The 16,404-nt window shown below is 64.5% G+C and carries 18 protein-coding genes; 10 read left to right on the top strand and 8 right to left on the bottom strand.

All coding sequences use genetic code 11. The features are described from left to right. The first annotated feature begins 8 nt into the window (after nucleotides 1-8). From NKI88_RS28010 to NKI88_RS28000, 3 genes are all read left to right on the top strand, one after another. On the top strand, nucleotides 9-947 hold the full coding sequence (locus NKI88_RS28010) for a threonine/serine dehydratase (protein ID WP_352658684.1): 939 nt from the start codon (nucleotides 9-11) through the stop codon (nucleotides 945-947). Between the two features lie 135 nt (nucleotides 948-1,082). After that, nucleotides 1,083-3,671 (top strand): TIGR02302 family protein, encoded by a 2,589-nt coding sequence (locus tag NKI88_RS28005; RefSeq protein ID WP_352658682.1) that lies wholly within the window; start codon nucleotides 1,083-1,085, stop codon nucleotides 3,669-3,671. Nucleotides 3,672-3,712: 41 nt separating this feature from the next. Beyond that, the gene (locus NKI88_RS28000) at nucleotides 3,713-4,084 is read left to right on the top strand and encodes a glyoxalase superfamily protein (protein ID WP_352658680.1); all 372 of its coding nucleotides are present in this window, start codon (nucleotides 3,713-3,715) and stop codon (nucleotides 4,082-4,084) included. Here the strand turns inward: NKI88_RS28000 and NKI88_RS27995 are convergent. Continuing rightward, nucleotides 4,081-4,944 (bottom strand): LysR family transcriptional regulator, encoded by an 864-nt coding sequence (locus tag NKI88_RS27995; protein WP_023698713.1) that lies wholly within the window; start codon nucleotides 4,942-4,944, stop codon nucleotides 4,081-4,083. The genes NKI88_RS28000 and NKI88_RS27995 overlap by 4 nt on opposite strands. Nucleotides 4,945-5,170: 226 nt before the next feature. Here NKI88_RS27995 and NKI88_RS27990 point away from each other — a divergent pair, with 226 nt between their 5' ends. Then, nucleotides 5,171-6,121, top strand: coding sequence for a DMT family transporter (locus NKI88_RS27990; RefSeq protein ID WP_023804532.1), 951 nt, complete (start codon nucleotides 5,171-5,173; stop codon nucleotides 6,119-6,121). A gap of 6 nt (nucleotides 6,122-6,127) precedes the next feature. On the opposite strand, the gene NKI88_RS27985 is transcribed toward NKI88_RS27990, so the two are convergent. From NKI88_RS27985 to NKI88_RS27975, 3 genes are all read right to left on the bottom strand, one after another. Further along, nucleotides 6,128-6,499, bottom strand: a complete 372-nt coding sequence (locus NKI88_RS27985; protein WP_023694030.1) for a response regulator — start codon at nucleotides 6,497-6,499, stop codon at nucleotides 6,128-6,130. 64 nt (nucleotides 6,500-6,563) lie between these two features. Continuing rightward, nucleotides 6,564-7,106: a hypoxanthine phosphoribosyltransferase gene (gene hpt, locus NKI88_RS27980; protein WP_023673315.1), complete on the bottom strand. Its 543-nt coding sequence runs from the start codon at nucleotides 7,104-7,106 to the stop codon at nucleotides 6,564-6,566. 23 nt (nucleotides 7,107-7,129) lie between these two features. Then, nucleotides 7,130-7,765 carry a hypothetical protein gene (locus tag NKI88_RS27975; RefSeq protein WP_352658678.1) on the bottom strand — a complete coding sequence of 212 codons (636 nt, stop codon included), beginning with the start codon at nucleotides 7,763-7,765 and terminating at the stop codon, nucleotides 7,130-7,132. A gap of 174 nt (nucleotides 7,766-7,939) precedes the next feature. On the opposite strand from NKI88_RS27975, the gene ftsE reads away from it, so the two are divergent. The 3 genes from ftsE (at nucleotide 7,940) to NKI88_RS27960 (ending at nucleotide 10,434) form a co-directional block, all read left to right on the top strand. Further along, nucleotides 7,940-8,599, top strand: a complete 660-nt coding sequence (gene ftsE / locus NKI88_RS27970; protein WP_023685344.1) for a cell division ATP-binding protein FtsE — start codon at nucleotides 7,940-7,942, stop codon at nucleotides 8,597-8,599. Beyond that, nucleotides 8,592-9,581 (top strand): cell division protein FtsX, encoded by a 990-nt coding sequence (locus NKI88_RS27965; RefSeq protein WP_352658676.1) that lies wholly within the window; start codon nucleotides 8,592-8,594, stop codon nucleotides 9,579-9,581. Before ftsE ends, NKI88_RS27965 begins: the two co-directional genes overlap by 8 nt. Nucleotides 9,582-9,714: 133 nt before the next feature. Further along, on the top strand, nucleotides 9,715-10,434 hold the full coding sequence (locus NKI88_RS27960; RefSeq protein ID WP_502902043.1) for a YdcF family protein: 720 nt from the start codon (nucleotides 9,715-9,717) through the stop codon (nucleotides 10,432-10,434). Nucleotides 10,435-10,532: 98 nt separating this feature from the next. Here NKI88_RS27960 and NKI88_RS27955 read toward each other — a convergent pair whose 3' ends face one another. Continuing rightward, on the bottom strand, nucleotides 10,533-11,165 hold the full coding sequence (locus NKI88_RS27955) for a pyridoxamine 5'-phosphate oxidase family protein (RefSeq protein WP_023673310.1): 633 nt from the start codon (nucleotides 11,163-11,165) through the stop codon (nucleotides 10,533-10,535). Between the two features lie 112 nt (nucleotides 11,166-11,277). Here NKI88_RS27955 and NKI88_RS27950 point away from each other — a divergent pair, with 112 nt between their 5' ends. Both NKI88_RS27950 and NKI88_RS27945 read left to right on the top strand, forming a co-directional pair. Continuing rightward, nucleotides 11,278-12,183, top strand: a complete 906-nt coding sequence (locus NKI88_RS27950; protein WP_023685345.1) for a LysR family transcriptional regulator — start codon at nucleotides 11,278-11,280, stop codon at nucleotides 12,181-12,183. Nucleotides 12,184-12,299: 116 nt separating this feature from the next. Further along, nucleotides 12,300-13,109 (top strand): lysophospholipid acyltransferase family protein, encoded by an 810-nt coding sequence (locus NKI88_RS27945; protein WP_023742891.1) that lies wholly within the window; start codon nucleotides 12,300-12,302, stop codon nucleotides 13,107-13,109. Between the two features lie 69 nt (nucleotides 13,110-13,178). Here NKI88_RS27945 and NKI88_RS27940 read toward each other — a convergent pair whose 3' ends face one another. From NKI88_RS27940 to NKI88_RS27930, 3 genes are all read right to left on the bottom strand, one after another. Then, the gene (locus NKI88_RS27940) at nucleotides 13,179-13,805 is read right to left on the bottom strand and encodes a LysE family translocator (RefSeq protein WP_352658673.1); all 627 of its coding nucleotides are present in this window, start codon (nucleotides 13,803-13,805) and stop codon (nucleotides 13,179-13,181) included. A gap of 83 nt (nucleotides 13,806-13,888) precedes the next feature. Then, nucleotides 13,889-14,836, bottom strand: a complete 948-nt coding sequence (locus NKI88_RS27935) for an aldo/keto reductase (protein ID WP_023673306.1) — start codon at nucleotides 14,834-14,836, stop codon at nucleotides 13,889-13,891. Nucleotides 14,837-15,000: 164 nt separating this feature from the next. Continuing rightward, a complete protein-coding gene (locus tag NKI88_RS27930; RefSeq protein ID WP_023673305.1) occupies nucleotides 15,001-15,534 on the bottom strand; it encodes a gamma-glutamylcyclotransferase in 534 nt (177 codons plus the stop codon). Between the two features lie 124 nt (nucleotides 15,535-15,658). On the opposite strand from NKI88_RS27930, the gene NKI88_RS27925 reads away from it, so the two are divergent. Then, nucleotides 15,659-16,404, top strand: a 746-nt coding sequence (locus NKI88_RS27925) for a DUF2125 domain-containing protein (protein WP_352658671.1), incomplete at its 3' end; no start/stop codon positions are given.

The following is a 16,404-nucleotide window of genomic DNA, read 5'->3' as shown; positions in this document are numbered from 1 at the left end:
AGATGGTCATGACGAACGGCAACACCGTCACGCGCGAACGCATTGCCGCGATGGAACCGCGCATCCGCCGCTATATCAGGCACACGCCGGTGCTGCGCGTCGACATGGCCGATTTCGACCGGCCGCCGCTGGCGGTCGACCTCAAGCTCGAATGCCTGCAGCATTCCGGTTCGTTCAAAGCGCGCGGCGCCTTCACCAATCTGCTCGAACGGCCGGTGCCTGCGGCCGGCGTGGTTGCGGCTTCGGGCGGCAATCATGGCGCCGCGGTCGCCTATGCCGCCATGCGGCTTGGCCACAAGGCGACGATCTTCGTTCCCGAAGTCAGCCCACCGGCCAAGCTGCAGCGCATCCGCGGCTACGGCGCCGAACTGATGGTCGGCGGCGCCCGCTATGCCGAGGCGCTGGCCGCCAGCGAGGCTTTTGCCGAAAAGACCGGCGCGCTGCAGATCCATGCCTTCAACCAGGAGGAAACATTGGTCGGCCAAGGCACGCTCGGCCTCGAAATCGAAAACGATCTGCCCGACATCGACACGCTGCTGGTCGCTGTCGGCGGCGGCCTGATCGGCGGCATCGCCGCCTGGTTTGCCGGCCGCATCAGGATCATCGCCATCGAGCCCGAAGGCGCGCCGACGCTGCATCGCGCCTTCGAAGCCGGCCACCCCGTCGATGCGCCGGCCGAAGGCGTCGCCGCCGATTCGCTGGCGCCCAAACGCGTCGGCGAGATGATGTTCCCGATCGCCGAGGCCTTCGTCGAACGCTCCATCCTGGTCACCGACGATGCCATCATCGCCGCGCAAAAGGCGCTGTGGGAGCGGGTGCGGATCATCGCCGAGCCGGGTGGCGCAGCGGCCTTCGCAGCGCTGCTGTCCGGCCGCTACACGCCGGCGCCGGGCGAGCGGATCGCCGTCCTTGTCTGCGGCTCGAACACCGATCCGGCGAAATTCTAAACCTTGCTTCGACTGAAGTGGGACGCAAACCCGTCAAAGCTTTTCAAGTTTTCCGGAACCGCCTCGCCTTTGCCGTGTTTGCTGGTAAACTTCTGCTTGTTGAGTCCGGGCCATCCCGCCCGGGCAGGAGGGCCGATGACGGAACGCCCCATTTCCAGTGGCGATCGCAGCCTGGCCGGGCGGCTTGCCCTGAGCCGGCTGGCGACACGGGTCTCGATGACGGTCGAGCGCGGCTGGCCGCTGCTTCTGCCGCTGCTCATCATCGCCAGCCTGTTTCTCAGCCTCTCCTGGCTCGGCCTTTTCCCCCGGCTGCCTGACATTGCGCGCATTATCCTGGTCACGGCGTTCGGTATTTCCACGCTGGCGGCGCTCTATCCGCTTCGTTTCTTCAAGCTTCCATCCGCCGCTGAAATCGACCGCCGTATCGAGGCCGCCAACCAGTTGCAGCACAGCCCGGTGCTGGTGCAGACCGACCGTCCCAGCGGCAAGGAAAGCATCTTTTCCCAGGCGTTGTGGCGCGAGCACCAAAAGCGCATGGCCGACAAGCTCGGCAGCCTTGGCGCCGACCTGCCGCGTACCCGCGTGCCGGAGCGCGATCCGTGGGCATTGCGTGCCGTGGCGGCGCTGCTGTTGGTCACCGCTTTTGCCTTCTCCTTCGGACCGTCCGGCGGCAGGCTGTCCGATGGTTTCAGTGCCCATGCGGCGCGCGACATCGTACCGCCGCGCATCGATGCCTGGGTGACCCCGCCGGCCTATACCGGCAAGCCGCCCATCTTCTTGACCGCGCCAGTCATCGATGGCAACGCCAAGCAGGCGGTTGCCACCTTCACCGTGCCGCAAGGCAGCGACGTCTCGCTGCGCGTGACCGGCGGCTCCGGCGAGGAAACGCTAAGCTTTGCCGACAAGGGCGGCAATGCTCGCGCCATCGACCCGTCGGGACCACAGGTGGCGGCCGTCAAGGCAGCGGCGGTCAACCCCGCGACCCCCAAGCTGCGCCAGTTCACCGGCAAGCTGACCGCCGACGGCACGCTGACGCTGAAGTCGGGCGAAGCCGATCTCGGTCGCTGGGCATTCGCGGTGATCCCCGACAAGCCGCCGACGATCCGCTTCGTCGGCGAGCCCAAGCGCGCCGTCAACGGCGCCTTCGAGCTCAACTACCAGATCGACGACGACTATGGCGCGGCCACCGCCAAGGCGGTTTTCGCGCTGGCCGATCCGGCGGCGCCCGATGCGCATCCGCTCTACGGTCCGCCTGACCTGCCGCTGGCGCTGCCGCGCCGCGGCGGCAAGGCGAACGCCGCCAAGACCACCAAGGACCTCACCGAGCACGTCTGGGCCGGCGCCAGCATCAAGCTGTCGCTTGTCGCCACCGACGATGCCGGACACACCGCGACCAGCGAAACCAAGACTATTGTGATGCCGGAGCGGCCCTTCGCCAACCCGCTGGCGCGGGCGGTGGTCGAGCAGCGCCGCCTGCTGGCGCTCGACACCAATGCCAAGCCGCGCGTGCTCGACCTGATGGACGCCATCACGCTGCGGCCCGAGGACACGTTCGACAACATGTCGCATTACCTCGCCATCATGAGCGCCCGCAGCCGGCTGAAGATGTCGGACAGCGACGATCAGTTGCGCAACGAGGTTGCCTATCTCTGGGAAATCGCGCTCGGCATCGAGGAAGGCAATCTCTCGTCCGCCGAAAAGCGGCTCCGCCAGGCCCAGCAGGCGCTGCAGGACGCCATCAAGCGCGGCGCCAGCGACGAAGAGATCGAAAAGGCGATGAAGGAACTGCGCGAGGCGATGAACGAATTCCTGCAGGAATTCGCCGAGCGCGCCAAGCAGAACCCGAACGCGCCGCAGATGCAGCAGAATGGTCGCGAGCTGCGTCAGAGTGATATCGACCGCATGATGGACCAGATCGAGAACCTGGCGAAGTCGGGCGACCGCGACAAGGCGCAGGAGCTGCTGTCGCAGCTGGAAAACATGATGAACAACCTGCAGGCCGGCCGTCAGCAGCAGGGCGGCGAGCAGGACAGCGAGATGCGCCAGCAGATGGACAAGCTGGGCGAGATCATGCGCCGCCAGCAGGAGATGATGAACGACACCTACCGCATGGACCAGATGCAGCGCGGAGATAATCAGCAGCCCGGCGAAGGCAATGGCGACGATCCGGACCAACCGGGCGTCGGCAAGGATCGCGATCCTCTCGCCCGGCCGAAGTCGATGACACCGCAGGAATTCGCCGATGCGATGAAGCAGCTGCAGGAAGGCCAGGGCCAGTTGCAGAGCGAACTCGACAAGCTGAAGAAGGGCCTGGAAGGCATGGGCATGCAGCCCAATGAGGGGTTTGGCGACGCTGGCAAATCCATGGGCAATGCCGAAAAGTCGCTTGGCGAAGGCGAAGGCGACCAGGCAGTCGGCCACCAGGGTCGCGCGCTGGAAGCGCTGCGCAAGGGCGCCAAGGAGATGATGAAGCAGCTGCAGGCGATGCAAGGCGACCAGGGCGGCAGCCAGGAAGGCGGCCGCCAACAGGACGCCGGCCGCGATCCGCTGGGCCGACCGCGCGCCAGCCGCGGACCCGATTTCGGCGATTCGGTGAAGGTGCCCGACGAGATCGACGTGCAGCGCGCCCGCCAGATTCTCGAGGCGATTCGCAAGCGGCTCGGCAACGCGCTCAGCCCCGACATCGAGCGCAGCTACCTCGAGCGGCTGCTGGAGCTGAAGTAGCCTCCAAGGCAACATCCGTCGAACTGAATGGTATCAGCGCCATGCCGAAACTCGGTGCCGTCACGCCCATCCTGCGCATCTTCGACATCGCCAAGGCACGCGAATTCTATGTCGACTTTCTCGGCTTCAAGGTCGAGTTCGAGCACCGCTTCGACGACAATGCGCCGCTCTATATGGGTGTAATCCGCGACGGCTGTGTCCTGCATCTGAGCGAACATCATGGCGACGGCGCGCCGGGTATAGCCATGCGCATCAAGGTCGAGGACATCGCGGCATTGCACCGCGAACTGATGGGCAAGAGATACCGCTACGCCCGGACGGGCCTCGAAACCACGTCGTGGCAGACCCGTGAAGTGTCGGTCGGCGACCCCTTCGGCAATCGGCTGCATTTCTACGAGGATGCAACAGACTAAGCCGGCCGGTTGACGAACGCCTCGCGGATCGCCTCCTGCATGCCGTCGATAGCTTCGCCTGAGGCATTTGGGCTACGGTGCATCACCACATTCGAGGAATCGATATGGCCGAACCCGTCAGCGGCGGTGAGTTCACGACAGCCATCCGGAATATTGCTGTGCGAGATCGGCGCGATCGCCAGGCCAGAGGTGACGGCGAGCTTCAGGCCGCCGGTGGTGTCGCTGGTATAGGCGACACGGTAGGCCAGCCCACGCTGCTCCAGCGATTTGATGGCAAAGTCCTTGCACCAGCCGGCCCGGTTGTAGAGCGCGATCGGCACCGGCCGCTCCTCATGCATGTGATGCAGGCTCGATGTCACCCACACGGTCGGATCGTGCATCAGCACCTCGCCGCCGGAAGGATCCTGCCATTCGAACACCACGGCGAGGTCGAGTTCACCGGCCGCCAACGCTGCCAGCTGGGCGCCCGAATGTGCATAGCGCACGGTGACCTCGACCTTGGTGTGACGCTTCGAGAAGGCGCCGAGCGCGCGCGACAGGATGGCGTGACCATATTCCTCGGGAATGCCGATGCGCACAGGCCCGCCAAGCGGTGCCGCCGCCATCGATGCCGCCGTCTCGTCGAGCAGAGAGACGATGCGGCGGGCATTGACGATCAGCTCGCCGCCACGGCGCGTCAGCGCCACGCCGCGCGAGCCGCGTTCGAACAGGCTGTCGCCGACCAGCTCCTCGAGCTTCTTCATCTGCATCGACACCGCCGACTGGGTGCGCCCGGCCTGCTCCGCCGCCCGGGTGAAATTGCCCGCTTCGGCAATGGCGACGAAGGTGCGCAGGAGATCGCTGTCGAGGGGTGGCCGCATCGAATCCGTCATAAGCAAATTTGATCGCTGGTATCATTCCAATTCGTTTGCAACATGTCAAACGCCGCAGCATAGTCCGCTCGCCCATTGGATATGCCGCCGCGAAATCGGCTGCGGACCAATCAAAGAGTCCTCACTCATACCCGCTGCCCGAAACGGTGGCGGGTTCTTTTTACCCCATGGCCGGGCGGCTGCGGGCAGTTAAGGCAAGGGCCGGCAGAACAACATGCGCAACCGGATCGTTCTCGGCATCATCAGCCTCTGCCTTGGCGTGCTGGTGTTCTCGCTCCAGGACCCGCTGGTCAAGGCGGTGTCGGCCGGCTATCCCGTGACCGAGGTGATGTGGATCCGCTCGATCGTCGCTTTGCCGATCCTGATCTTTCTCGTTCGCGCCGACGTCGGCCTGCGGGCCATCGCCTCGAAGCGGTTCGGCCTGCTGACGATACGCGCCTTCATCCAGTTCTCCTCCTATACGGTTTACTATCTGGCCATCGCTGCCTTGCCGCTCGCCGACGCGGTGGCGCTCTATTTCATGGCGCCGCTGTTCATCATGGCGATGGCCGGGCCCTATCTCGGCGAGCGCGTCTCCTGGCAGGCTCTCGCCACCGTGCTGACCGGCATGCTGGGCGTGGTCGTGATGCTGCGCCCGGGCGCCGGCCTGTTCGACTGGGCGGCGCTGCTTTCGTTGGGCTCGGCTTTGCTCTACGGCTTTTCACAGCTGATGGCGCGCAAGATCGGCGACACCGAATCCTCCACCGTCATGGCCTTCTACCAGAACGGCGCCTATCTGGTCGGCGCCGCTGCGGTTGCCGGCACATTCTGGCTTGCCGGCATAACCCATGCTGTCCACCCCAGCCTCGAATTCCTGGTGCGGCCGTGGGTCTGGCCGACGACCCCGGATTTCCTCAAGATGGCGGCCTGCGGCTTCGTCGCTTCGGCCGGCATGATTCTGCTGTCGCAGGCCTACAGGCTGGCGCCCGCCAACCGCGTCGCCACCTTCGAATACACCGGCATCATCTGGTCGCCGCTGTGGGGCTTCCTGTTCTTCGACGAGGTGCCGCGCTCGACCACTGCCATCGGTGCGGCGCTGATCATCGGCGCCGGTCTGCTGGCGCTCAACACCGAACGGCGCCGGAGCGCTGCGCCTGTCCTCGCCGCGTCTCAGGATGTCGCCTGAAGCGTGTCAGGCGAAGCAGGCGAGCGCCTGGTCGACCCGCGAGCGGATTTCAGCCAGCGTGAAAGGCTTTTGCACGACGTCGATAATGACGCCGTTCAATTCCTCGGCGCGCTCGCGCTGGTCGGCATAGCCGGTCATCAGCAGGATCTTCATGTCAGGGAAAAGCCTGGCTGCGGCGATCGCCATCTCGATGCCGTCCATTTCCGGCATGCGGATATCGGAGACGACGAGGTCGTAACCGCCGCCTGCAGCACTGACCATCGCCAGCCCCTGCGCGCCGTCGGCGGCGATATCGATCGAGTGCCCGGCGCGTTCGAGCGCGCGGGCGGCGAGGGTGCGGACGGACTCATCGTCCTCGACGATCAGAAGCTTTGCCATGGGCCGGAATTTGGCGGGCAAAAGTTGACTTTTTCTGAAAATTTGAAGCGTCGGGGGCCTTTTCTCAGGCATCGCCTTTGACGACACCGACAAACGGCAGTTCGCGAAAAGCGTGAGCGACGTCCATGCCGTAGCCGACGACGAAGTAATCGGGACAGTCGAAGCCGACATAGTCGGCGTTCAGCTCGGTCTGGCGGCGCATGCGCTTGTCCAACAGCACCGCGATGGCGCAGCTTTTGGCGCCGCGCGACAGCATCAGGTTGCGGGTGAAGGAGAGCGTCTTGCCCGACTCCAGGATATCGTCGATCAGCAGCACGTCGCGGCCGGCGACCTCATTGTCGATGTCGCGCAGCACCCTCACCTCGCCGCTGGTGGTGCCGGCGCCATAGCTGGAAATGAAGATGAACTCGACCTCGGGCGACAGCCCGACATCGTGCATGGCGCGGATCAAATCGGCGGCGAAGATGAACGAGCCCTTCAGCACCGAAATCACCAGCAGGTCGTGATAGTCGTGCTCGGCGATCTCCTTGGCGAGTTCGAGATTGCGCCGCGCGATCGCGGACGCCGAAAACAGGACCTCGATGTCCTTGCCGCGCACAACTGGCATCAACAACCTTTCCAGAGAACCGACTAGCCGGCGAAGGTGACCGCCACGGCCTTGACGCCGTTTCTAGGCACATCGAGGCGGCTGGAAAAGCCGAATCTTTCGCCGGGCGCCAGAGAACGGTTGGATGTCCCCAGAGTATAACGGGTGATGCGGCTGTCATTGCCGGTGACACGTATCTCCAGCGGCGGCAATTGTCCCGCCTTCAAACCGTCATTGACGGCCTCGCCATCCACGAACAGCACCGGGGCGGGTCCTGAGGCGTCGACACGCGACGTGACGCCGGCAATGCTGAGTACGGCGCCCTCCGGCTGTTCGACTGACCAGAACGGCGTCTGGCGCACCAGCGCATGGCCACCCGAGACCCAGAAGGCGGCAAGCGCCGCACCGATGCCGGCAATCCAGAAGATCGGCCCGCCACGCGATGCCGGCCGCCCGGCTGACGCATCTGATTTGCGCAGCATCTCCATGCCTTCCATCGACGGCGTCGCGATGTCGCGCGCCGGCGTCAGTATGGCTTCTATCCGTGGGATCGGCTGCGGCAGCACCTCATAATCGGCTTCGACAATGTCGGTCGCCACAGGACGCGATTCCGGTGCGACACTTGTCCCGGTCATGATTTCGCCGGAAACCGGGCGCGCGGTTCGTTGCTCAGCCATCATGGCCCCGCTGTTGCCTCTTCGTTTCTTTTGCGTAAATGGAAATGGTTAACGCTCCGCACCGGAAACCCTTGTGACGCACTCAAGAACAGCGAAAATTAACCGAGGGTTAACCATGGCGGCCGATGGTCGTCGGACAGAAAGGGCTGGCACGCCGCCGCCCTCAGGTCGTCGCACGTGATCCGCTTCGAAAATGTCGGCCTCCGCTATGGCATGGGTCCGGAAATCCTCCGCGACATCTCCCTGCACATTCCGGAGAGCTCCTTCCAGTTCCTGAGCGGGCCCTCCGGCGCCGGCAAGACGACGCTGCTGCGCCTTCTGTTCATGTCGCTGAAGCCGACACGCGGGCTGATCACCATCTTCGGCAAGGACCGCTCGCGCATCTCGCGCGCTGAACTGCCGCATCTCAGGCGCCGCATCGGCGTGGTGTTCCAGGATTTCCGCCTGCTCGACCACATGACCACCTATGAGAATGTCGCTCTGCCGCTGCGCGTGCGCGGCCGCGAGGAAGCGAGCTACCGCACCGACGTCACCGAACTTTTGAAATGGGTTGGCCTGGGCGAGCGCATGCATGTGCTGCCGCCAGTCCTTTCGGGTGGCGAAAAGCAGCGCGCGGCAATCGCCCGGGCCTTGATCGAACAGCCCGAAATCCTGCTTGCCGACGAGCCGACCGGCAATGTCGACCCACCACTGGCACGCCGGCTGCTCAGGCTGTTCATCGAGCTCAACCGGCTCGGCACCGCGGTGGTGATCGCCACTCACGATCTCGGCCTGATGGAACAGGTCGACGCGCGCCGCATGATCCTGGCCGGCGGAAGGCTGGATATTTATGACTGAAGTATCGGCCGAACAGCTGCATGGAGACGCCGCCGAGCCCGCGACGACGACGCAGCGCATCCAGCGCCGCATGGCGCCGATCGTGCCGGCGCAGAATATTGCCGGCCGCGCCTTGGTGCTGGTCATCGCCATCATGACCTTCCTGTCCTGCCTGACTTTCGGCGCCGTCACGCTGGTGCGCGACACTGCCTCGGTCTGGGAAAACCAGATCTCGCGCGAGGCGACGATTCAGATCAAGCCGGTCGACGGCCTCGACATGGAGGCAGCCCTTGCCCAGGCCTCGCAGATCGTCGGCGAATTCCCCGGCGTGAAGGAAACCCGGATCATCGATCGCGACGCCACCGCGCGTCTGTTGGAGCCATGGCTGGGCTCGGGCCTGAATATCGACGAATTGCCGGTGCCGCGCCTGATCATCGTCACCATCGACGAGACCAGTCCGCCCGACTTTAGCGCCATCCGTGCGGCGCTCACGCCCAAGCTGCCGAGTGCTTCGCTCGACGATCACCGTACATGGGTCGACCGGCTGGTCGCCATGGCCCGCACCACGGTCACCATCGGCATCGCCGTGCTGGTCCTGATGCTGTCGGCGACGGTGCTGACCGTAGTGTTTGCGACGCGCGGCGCTATGGCGGGTAACGGCCATATCATCGAAGTGCTGCATTTCGTCGGCGCCGAGGCGCGCTTCATCGCGCGCGAATTCCGCTGGCATTTCCTGGTCACCGGGATGAAGGGCGCGGCCGCCGGCGGCGCAGCCGCGATCCTGGTTTTCATCGTCTTTTCCTGGTGGTCGTCGCGCAACATGGCAACGCCGCAGGCCGACCAGGCCACCGCTTTGTTCGGCAATTTCGCCATCGGATCGGCAGGCTATCTCGGCGTCGGGCTGATGGTGCTGGTGATCGGCGGACTGACGGCGGCGACCTCGCACGCAACCGTCGTCGCCTATCTCAGCGACATCGATGTCCGCCAGCCGGATGCGGGGTGAACCGTGAGGGCAGAAGCGAAAACAGTTCGGGCGCAAGGACAGGAATGGAAGGGGCGATCACGGATCGAAAACCGACGTAACGCAATGTGCGCTTTTTTCCTTACCAAAAAGGCATTTCAGGATTAACCATAGGATGATGAACGCGCGGGAGTCGACCGGAACGGCTGGACAGATGCCAGTGGTGCGTTCGCGTGTGCGCACCGGGCTGGGCCGTTTGCGCACCGCCCTGCGTCTCGCCTCCCTCTGTCTACTGCTGCTGGTGGCCCTGTTTGCCGGTGGCTTCGGCTGGTTCGCCAGCAAGGTCAGCCACATGACGACCCCGGCCAACCCGGCCAAGGCCGATGCGATCATCGTCTTGACCGGCGGTCAGGCCCGCCTCGACGCAGCACTCGATCTGCTTGCCTCCGGCAAGGGCGAGCGGCTGCTGATCTCAGGCGTGCATCCCTCTGCCAGCCGCCGCCAATTGCAGGCTGCTACCGGCGGCGACAAGGCGCTGTTTTCCTGCTGTGTCGACATCGACCGCGCCGCGCTCGACACGATCGGCAATGCCGAGGAAAGCGCTAAATGGGTGGAGAGCCACGCCTATGGCAGCGTCATCCTCGTCACCAACAATTACCACATGCCGCGCAGCCTGCTCGAGATGGGCCGCCTGCTGCATGGCGCCAGGCTTGAACCCTATCCGGTGGTCAACACCAATCTGGACAATGGCGACTGGCTGACCAAGCCGGAAGCGCTACGCGTGCTTCTGACCGAATACAGCAAATACCTGCTGGCGCTTGCGCGCGGCGTCGTCCCGGTCCGCCAGACCGCCGACAGCGTCGCACTGGCCGAGGTTTCGACCGCCAAGGACTAAAGGAATTCCAGGAAAAGTGTGTAGCGGTTTTCCCGGGAAAAGCACGTACGCTTTCCCTTGGGAATTGCGTCCAGACAGACGACTCTGACGGCGCTCGATTACCCCTTGGCCGTGCCGTCTTCCGCGCCACGCAGCCGCGCAATCTCCTGTTCGAGGCTTTCAATCCGCTTGTCGCGTTCGGCGAGTGCGGCCGCGACATCGGCGGCCTCGAATCGCTGCGGAATGTGTTGCGGGCAATTGGCATCCCAGGCCGAGACGGTGAACAAGATGACCTGCTCGGGGCGCGCCTTGTAGTCCTGCGGCATCAGCCTTGCCAGAAGCTCGGCATCGTCCTCGACGACGCGCGCCGTGCCCCAGATCTTGACGCGCTGGCGATGCGCATAGTCGATCAGGAACAGGAATGCCTGGTTGTTGTCGGCGAGATTCCCCTGCGTGATGAACTGCCTGTTCCCGGAGAAATCGGCAAAGCCGATGGTCTTCTCGTCCAGCACCTTGAGGAAGCCGGCTGGCCCGCCGCGATGCTGGATATAGGGCTGACCCTCGCCATTTGCCGTCGACAGGAAGACGCTGGTCTGCGCCGCGATGAAGTCGGCGAGGTCGGGCGTCATATGGGCGCGCCATCCGCCGCGCTCCTCGGCGCTGGCATAGCCCTTGCGCGAACCTTTGCGGGTCTGGATCGCCTTGACCGTCGGCGTGAAGGCGACATCGCTGGTGAAAGTATGAGCATTCATGGAAGCCTCCGCGAGGCCGAAACACGGCCATTGTACGAAGAGGTAGGTCCTTCCATGTTTTGGATGTAGATGGCATAGTTGCAAGCTATCTTTCCAATTTCCGGAAGAAACTATGGATCGTCTCGAAGCCATGTCGCTGTTCGTCGCCGCGGTGGAAGCGGGCAGCCTTTCCGCTGCCGGCCGCCATTTCGGCATTCCACTGGCAACGGTCAGCCGCAAGGTTTCCGACCTCGAAAAGCACCTTCAGGCGCGCCTGCTGAACCGGTCGACCCGGCAGCTCACGCTGACCGATGCCGGCCAGGCCTATCTCGCCGCCTGCCGCCGCATCCTCGGCGAGGTCGGCGAAGCCGAACGCACCGCTGCCGGCGAATACAGCACGCCGACCGGCGACCTGTTCATCACCGCGCCGGTCGTCTTTGGTCGCCTGCACGTGCTGCCTGTCGTCACCGAATTCCTGGCGGCTTATCCTCAAGTCAACATTCGCCTGACGCTGGCTGACCGGATAACCCAACTGGCGGAGGAACATCTCGACCTTGCCATCCGCATCGGCGAGCTTGCGCCTTCGAGCCTCATTGCCATCCGCGTCGGCGCGATCCGTCGCGTCGTGTGCGCCAGCCCCGCCTATATCGCCGCGCATGGCATGCCGCGGACGCCGGACGATCTGGCCGCGCATGAATGCATCAGTTTCGAAGGGCCTGCAGCGCTCGCCAGCTGGAGCTTTGCCGGCGACAAGGGCGAACTGATCGTGCCGATCCACTCACGGCTGCGCGTCAACACGGCGGAAGCTGCAATCGATGCCGCGATTGCAGGCGCCGGGATGACGCGGGTGCTCTCCTACCAGATCGCGGACGCAGTACGTTCCGGCGTGCTCGTCCCGGTCTTGCGACCCTTCGAGCCGCAGCCGTGGCCGGTGAGCCTCGTCCATGCCGGCCAAGGCCTGCTGGCGGTGAAACTCAGGGCGTTCCTCGATTTCGCCGCTCCGCGGCTGAAGCAGCGGCTATTGCAGGCGACGTGGTGAGTTGAGACTGGCTTTGAGTCAGTGGCGAGCCGGCCTATGTCAGGCCATTGCGGCGTTTCCTTTTTGCCCGCGCTTGGTGTAACCAACGCACACCTCCTCAACGGGCCCTTCCCCGCATGCTCTATATCCGCTCGCTGGCGTTCAACTTCGTCTTCTATGTCAATCTGATCGTCCAGATGGTCCTCTGGACCCCTTACTACTTCCTTTCGCCACGCCATCGCGCCTGGTTCGTGCCGAAATTCTGGTCGCGCACCAGCCTGTGGCTCTACGACAAGATCGCCGGCACGAGGAGCGACATCACCGGCGTCGAGAACCTGCCGGAGGGCTCTTTCATCCTGGCGCCGAAACACCAGTCGTTTTGGGACGCGATCGCTTTCTTTCCCTTCCTCCACGATCCGCTTTATATTCTGAAGCGCGAGCTGACCTGGATCCCCTTCTTCGGCTGGTACATCCTGAAGATGCGGATGATCCCGGTTCACCGCGGCAGCCGCTCCAAGGCGTTGAAGCAGGTCGTTGCATCGACAAAGCAGGAGATGGGGCGCAATCCGCGCCAGCTGATTATCTACCCCGAAGGCACGCGCCGAGCGCCAGGCGACGAGCCGGCTTACAAATACGGCATTGTCGAGCTCTATACGCAGCTTGGCGTCCCGGTGGTACCGGTCGCCCATGTCGCCGGCCTCTATTGGCCTCGCCGCAAATTCTTGCGCTTTCCCGGCACCATCAAGGCCCGCTTCCTGCCGCCGATTCCGCCCGGGCTCGGCAAGGACGAATTCATGGACAGGCTGATCGGCGATACGGAAGTCGCCTGCGACCAGCTGCTGATCGAGGCATCGCAGGCTCCTAACCCGCCGCAAATGCCGCCGACGGCGGTCAAGCGGCTGGCCGAACTCGCCGCGGCCGCCAAAGCAATTCCAGGAAAAGTGTGAGCGGTTTTTTCCGTCCTGAATTGCGCCAAAACAAAAAAGACCAAAGCTTGATCTCTTCTGCGGGCCGGCTCAAGGCCACGCCGCCAGCGCCGTGGTCAGCACCAGCGTCGCCGCGAAGGCCAGATTGATGATCCGCGACGCCAGCGGCTGGCGCAGGGTGCGGGCGAAGGCCGCGCCGGCCAGCAGCCACAGCACATGGATGGCGACGATCATCAGGGTGAGAACCGCCAGCCTGGCCGGGATGCCGAGAGCATCGGCGCCGGCTGCGGTCGCGGAGCCAGCAAGGACCGCAGCAATCGCCACATAGGCTTTCGGGTTGGCAACGGCGAGCAGGAAGCCGCCGAGGAAGGTCGGCAGAACCGCGCTGCTGTCACGCGCGGCCAGCGGCGGCGCTGTCGCTATTTTGTAGGCGAGGTAGAGAATATAGGCGGCGGAAGCGACCGCCAGCACTGGCGCTACGCCCGGCATCGAGGTGAGGATAGCCTTGATGCCGGTGGCCACTACCAGCAGCACCGCGACCGTGCCCAAAATCATCCCCGATGTGTAGTGAAGCGAATTGCGCAGGCCGAAGGCGGCCCCTATCGCCGTGACGCTGATCGTCGCCGGGCCAGGACTGCCCATGACGACGGTTGCCGCCAGCACCAGCGCCAGCAATTGCTGCCAGGGCTGCGCCTGCGAAAGAATGTCTGCGGCCATGCTGCCTCTTCTCCACAATAATGGAGAACAGTGTGGCAAGGCGGACAGCCGTCGTCTTGAACGATCGTGCCGAACCTGCGCGGCTAGGCGCTGGCCTTGTCCAGCGCCACGAGATCCTCCGCGCTGAGCTTCAGCGATGCGGCGCGCACCAGGCTGTCGACCTGGTCCAGCGTCGTGGCGCTGGCGATCGGCGCGGTGATGCCGGGCTGCGCCATCACCCAGGCGAGTGCTACTTCCGCCTGCTTGGCCGAATGGCGCGCCGCCACAGTGTCGAGTGCGGCCAGAATGCGCATGCCGCGCGCATTGAGATAAGCCTTCACGCCGCCGCCGCGTTCACTTTTGCCGAGATCGGCCTCGCTACGGTATTTGCCGCTCAAAAACCCCTTGGCGAGGCTGAAATAGGTGATGACGCCGATATCCTCGGCCACGCACAGATCATGCAGCGGCCCGTCGAAGGATGAGCGGTCGTAGAGATTGTATTCCGGCTGCAGCACGCTGTAGCGCGGCAGCCCGCGCAGGCTGGCAACATCGAGCGCGGCGCGCAGCTGGCCGGCGTCAAGATTCGAGGCGCCGATATGGCGGACCTTGCCGGCAGCGAGCAGCTTCTGGTAGGCGCCGAGCGTCTCCTCATAAGGGGTTGTCGGGTCCGGCCAATGCGAGAGATAAAGGTCGATCACGTCGGTCTGCAATCGCTTGAGCGACGCCTCGACTGCCCTTTCGATATGGGCAGCGGACAGATCCTTCTTGCCTTGTCCCATATCCGAGCCGACTTTGGTGATGACGATGATCTTGTCACGGTTGCCGCGGCTTTTCATCCATTTGCCGATGATGGTCTCGGACTCGCCGCCCGCGTGGCCGGGCACCCAGCGCGAATAGGCATCGGCCGTATCGATAGCGTTGAGGCCGGCGTCGCCGAACCGGTCGAGCAGGTCGAAGGAGGTCTTCTCGTCCGCGGTCCAGCCGAAGACATTGCCGCCCAGGACCAGCGGCGCGATGGAAAGGTCGGTTTGACCGAGACGGCGTTTTTGCAAGACGGGGCTCCGTGGGCTGGCGGCGGGCGACCCGAATGCTCCGGGCCGCAGCTAAGCTAGGTCTCGCCGCGCCGAGGTCAAAGGCCTCAGCCAATTTTTCCAGCGGGCCAGCGCTTCACAAAGGCGCAAGAGCTTCGCCTGCAGGCTCGCCGTGGTCTACTGGCTCACGAGGCGATCCGCTTCGCCACCTCTTCCAGCCAGTGGTCGCTGATACCCAGCGCCGCGAGATGCTGCAGCGTGTTGAGCACATAGTCCTCGTTGTTTCCGGACTGGCCGACGGCGCCACGGATAACACCTGCCGCATGCGCGGGGTCGAGCCCGCCGGCATACTGCTCATGCTGGCGGTCGACGATATAGGCGACCGCTTTCACTCTCTCTCCCGCGGCCGCCCCATTCCCGTCGAGGCTGATATCGAGCACACGCTCGAGGTAGACGCTGGTCACCAATTCGCGCTCGCGCAGATAGGTCAGCACCTCATCGCGCAGCTCGCCGGGCACGCGAAAGGCCAGCCCGATGCAGGAGCCGCCACGGTCGAGGCCTAGCACCAGGCCCGGCCGCTGGCGCGTGCCGCGATGCACGAAGGAATAGACGCACAGCGACCGGCGGTAGCCGTAAAGCCGCGCGCGCCGTGTCTCGACATGGGCGAATCCCGGTCGCCAGATCAGCGAGCCGTAGCCAAAAACCCAAAAATCGCCCATATCGCCAAGCCTGATTGCACGAGAGTGACGCCGCCGCATCGGAATCGGTGCTCTTCTGTTCTTTTTGCTTGTTGCGTAAGCCACAGTCCACCCGCAACACGCCCGCGTTAATGAAAGCCGCAGCATGACGTCAAGTGACGAGCGTCCGTCGAAGTTTCGCCGCCGGCTGATGTGGCTCGCTGCCTTGGTCGTTATGCTGTTCGGCGTCTACAGCGCGGTCTGGTTCTATGTCGCCGGTCGCGTCAGCAGCGAAGCCGACAAGGCGGTGGCCTCGCTCAAGGACAAAGGCATCGAGGCCGGCTGCGCCAACCTCACCGTCAGCGGCTACCCCCTGAGTTTTGCCATCTCCTGTGACAATCTGGCTTACGAGGACGACGCCAGGAACGTTGCCGCCTCGGCAGGCAGCTTCAACTTCGTTGCAGAGCTCATCCGGCCTTTGTCGCCTGCCGCCGAGTTGCGTGGGCCGCTGCGCACCTCGGTGCCGGGGATGGCGCCGCTATGGATCGACTGGGACAATCTGCAGGCCAATGCCAAGCTCTCCTGGCCCCTGCCCCGGAGCATTTCGCTGCAGGCGGAGAGCTTGTCCGGCCAGACGGATCCGGCCGACGACACTGATCCGGTTTCACTGTTCAGCGCCGGAACCGCGGCGGGCGAGTTGCGACCCGACGGCCAGGACATCGGCTACGTCGGCAGCTTCACCGATCTTGAGATCGACGCCGACGCGATCGGCGGGCGCGTGCTGCCGCCGCTCGACGGCAGCGGCGAGGCGCCCCGGCTGAACGGGGCCGCGCGGCGGAACACCCCCGCCCCGCCCCAGCGCGCGCCCGGCGGGGCCAACCCCCACCTCGCTCAGGCGGGACGCACCCCGCC

The sequence above is a fragment of the Mesorhizobium sp. M0317 genome (genome assembly GCF_040321555.1).
Lineage (GTDB): Bacteria > Pseudomonadota > Alphaproteobacteria > Rhizobiales > Rhizobiaceae > Mesorhizobium.
The sequence above is the reverse complement of the archived record's forward strand: the minus strand, read 5'-3'. Positions and strand labels throughout refer to the sequence as shown.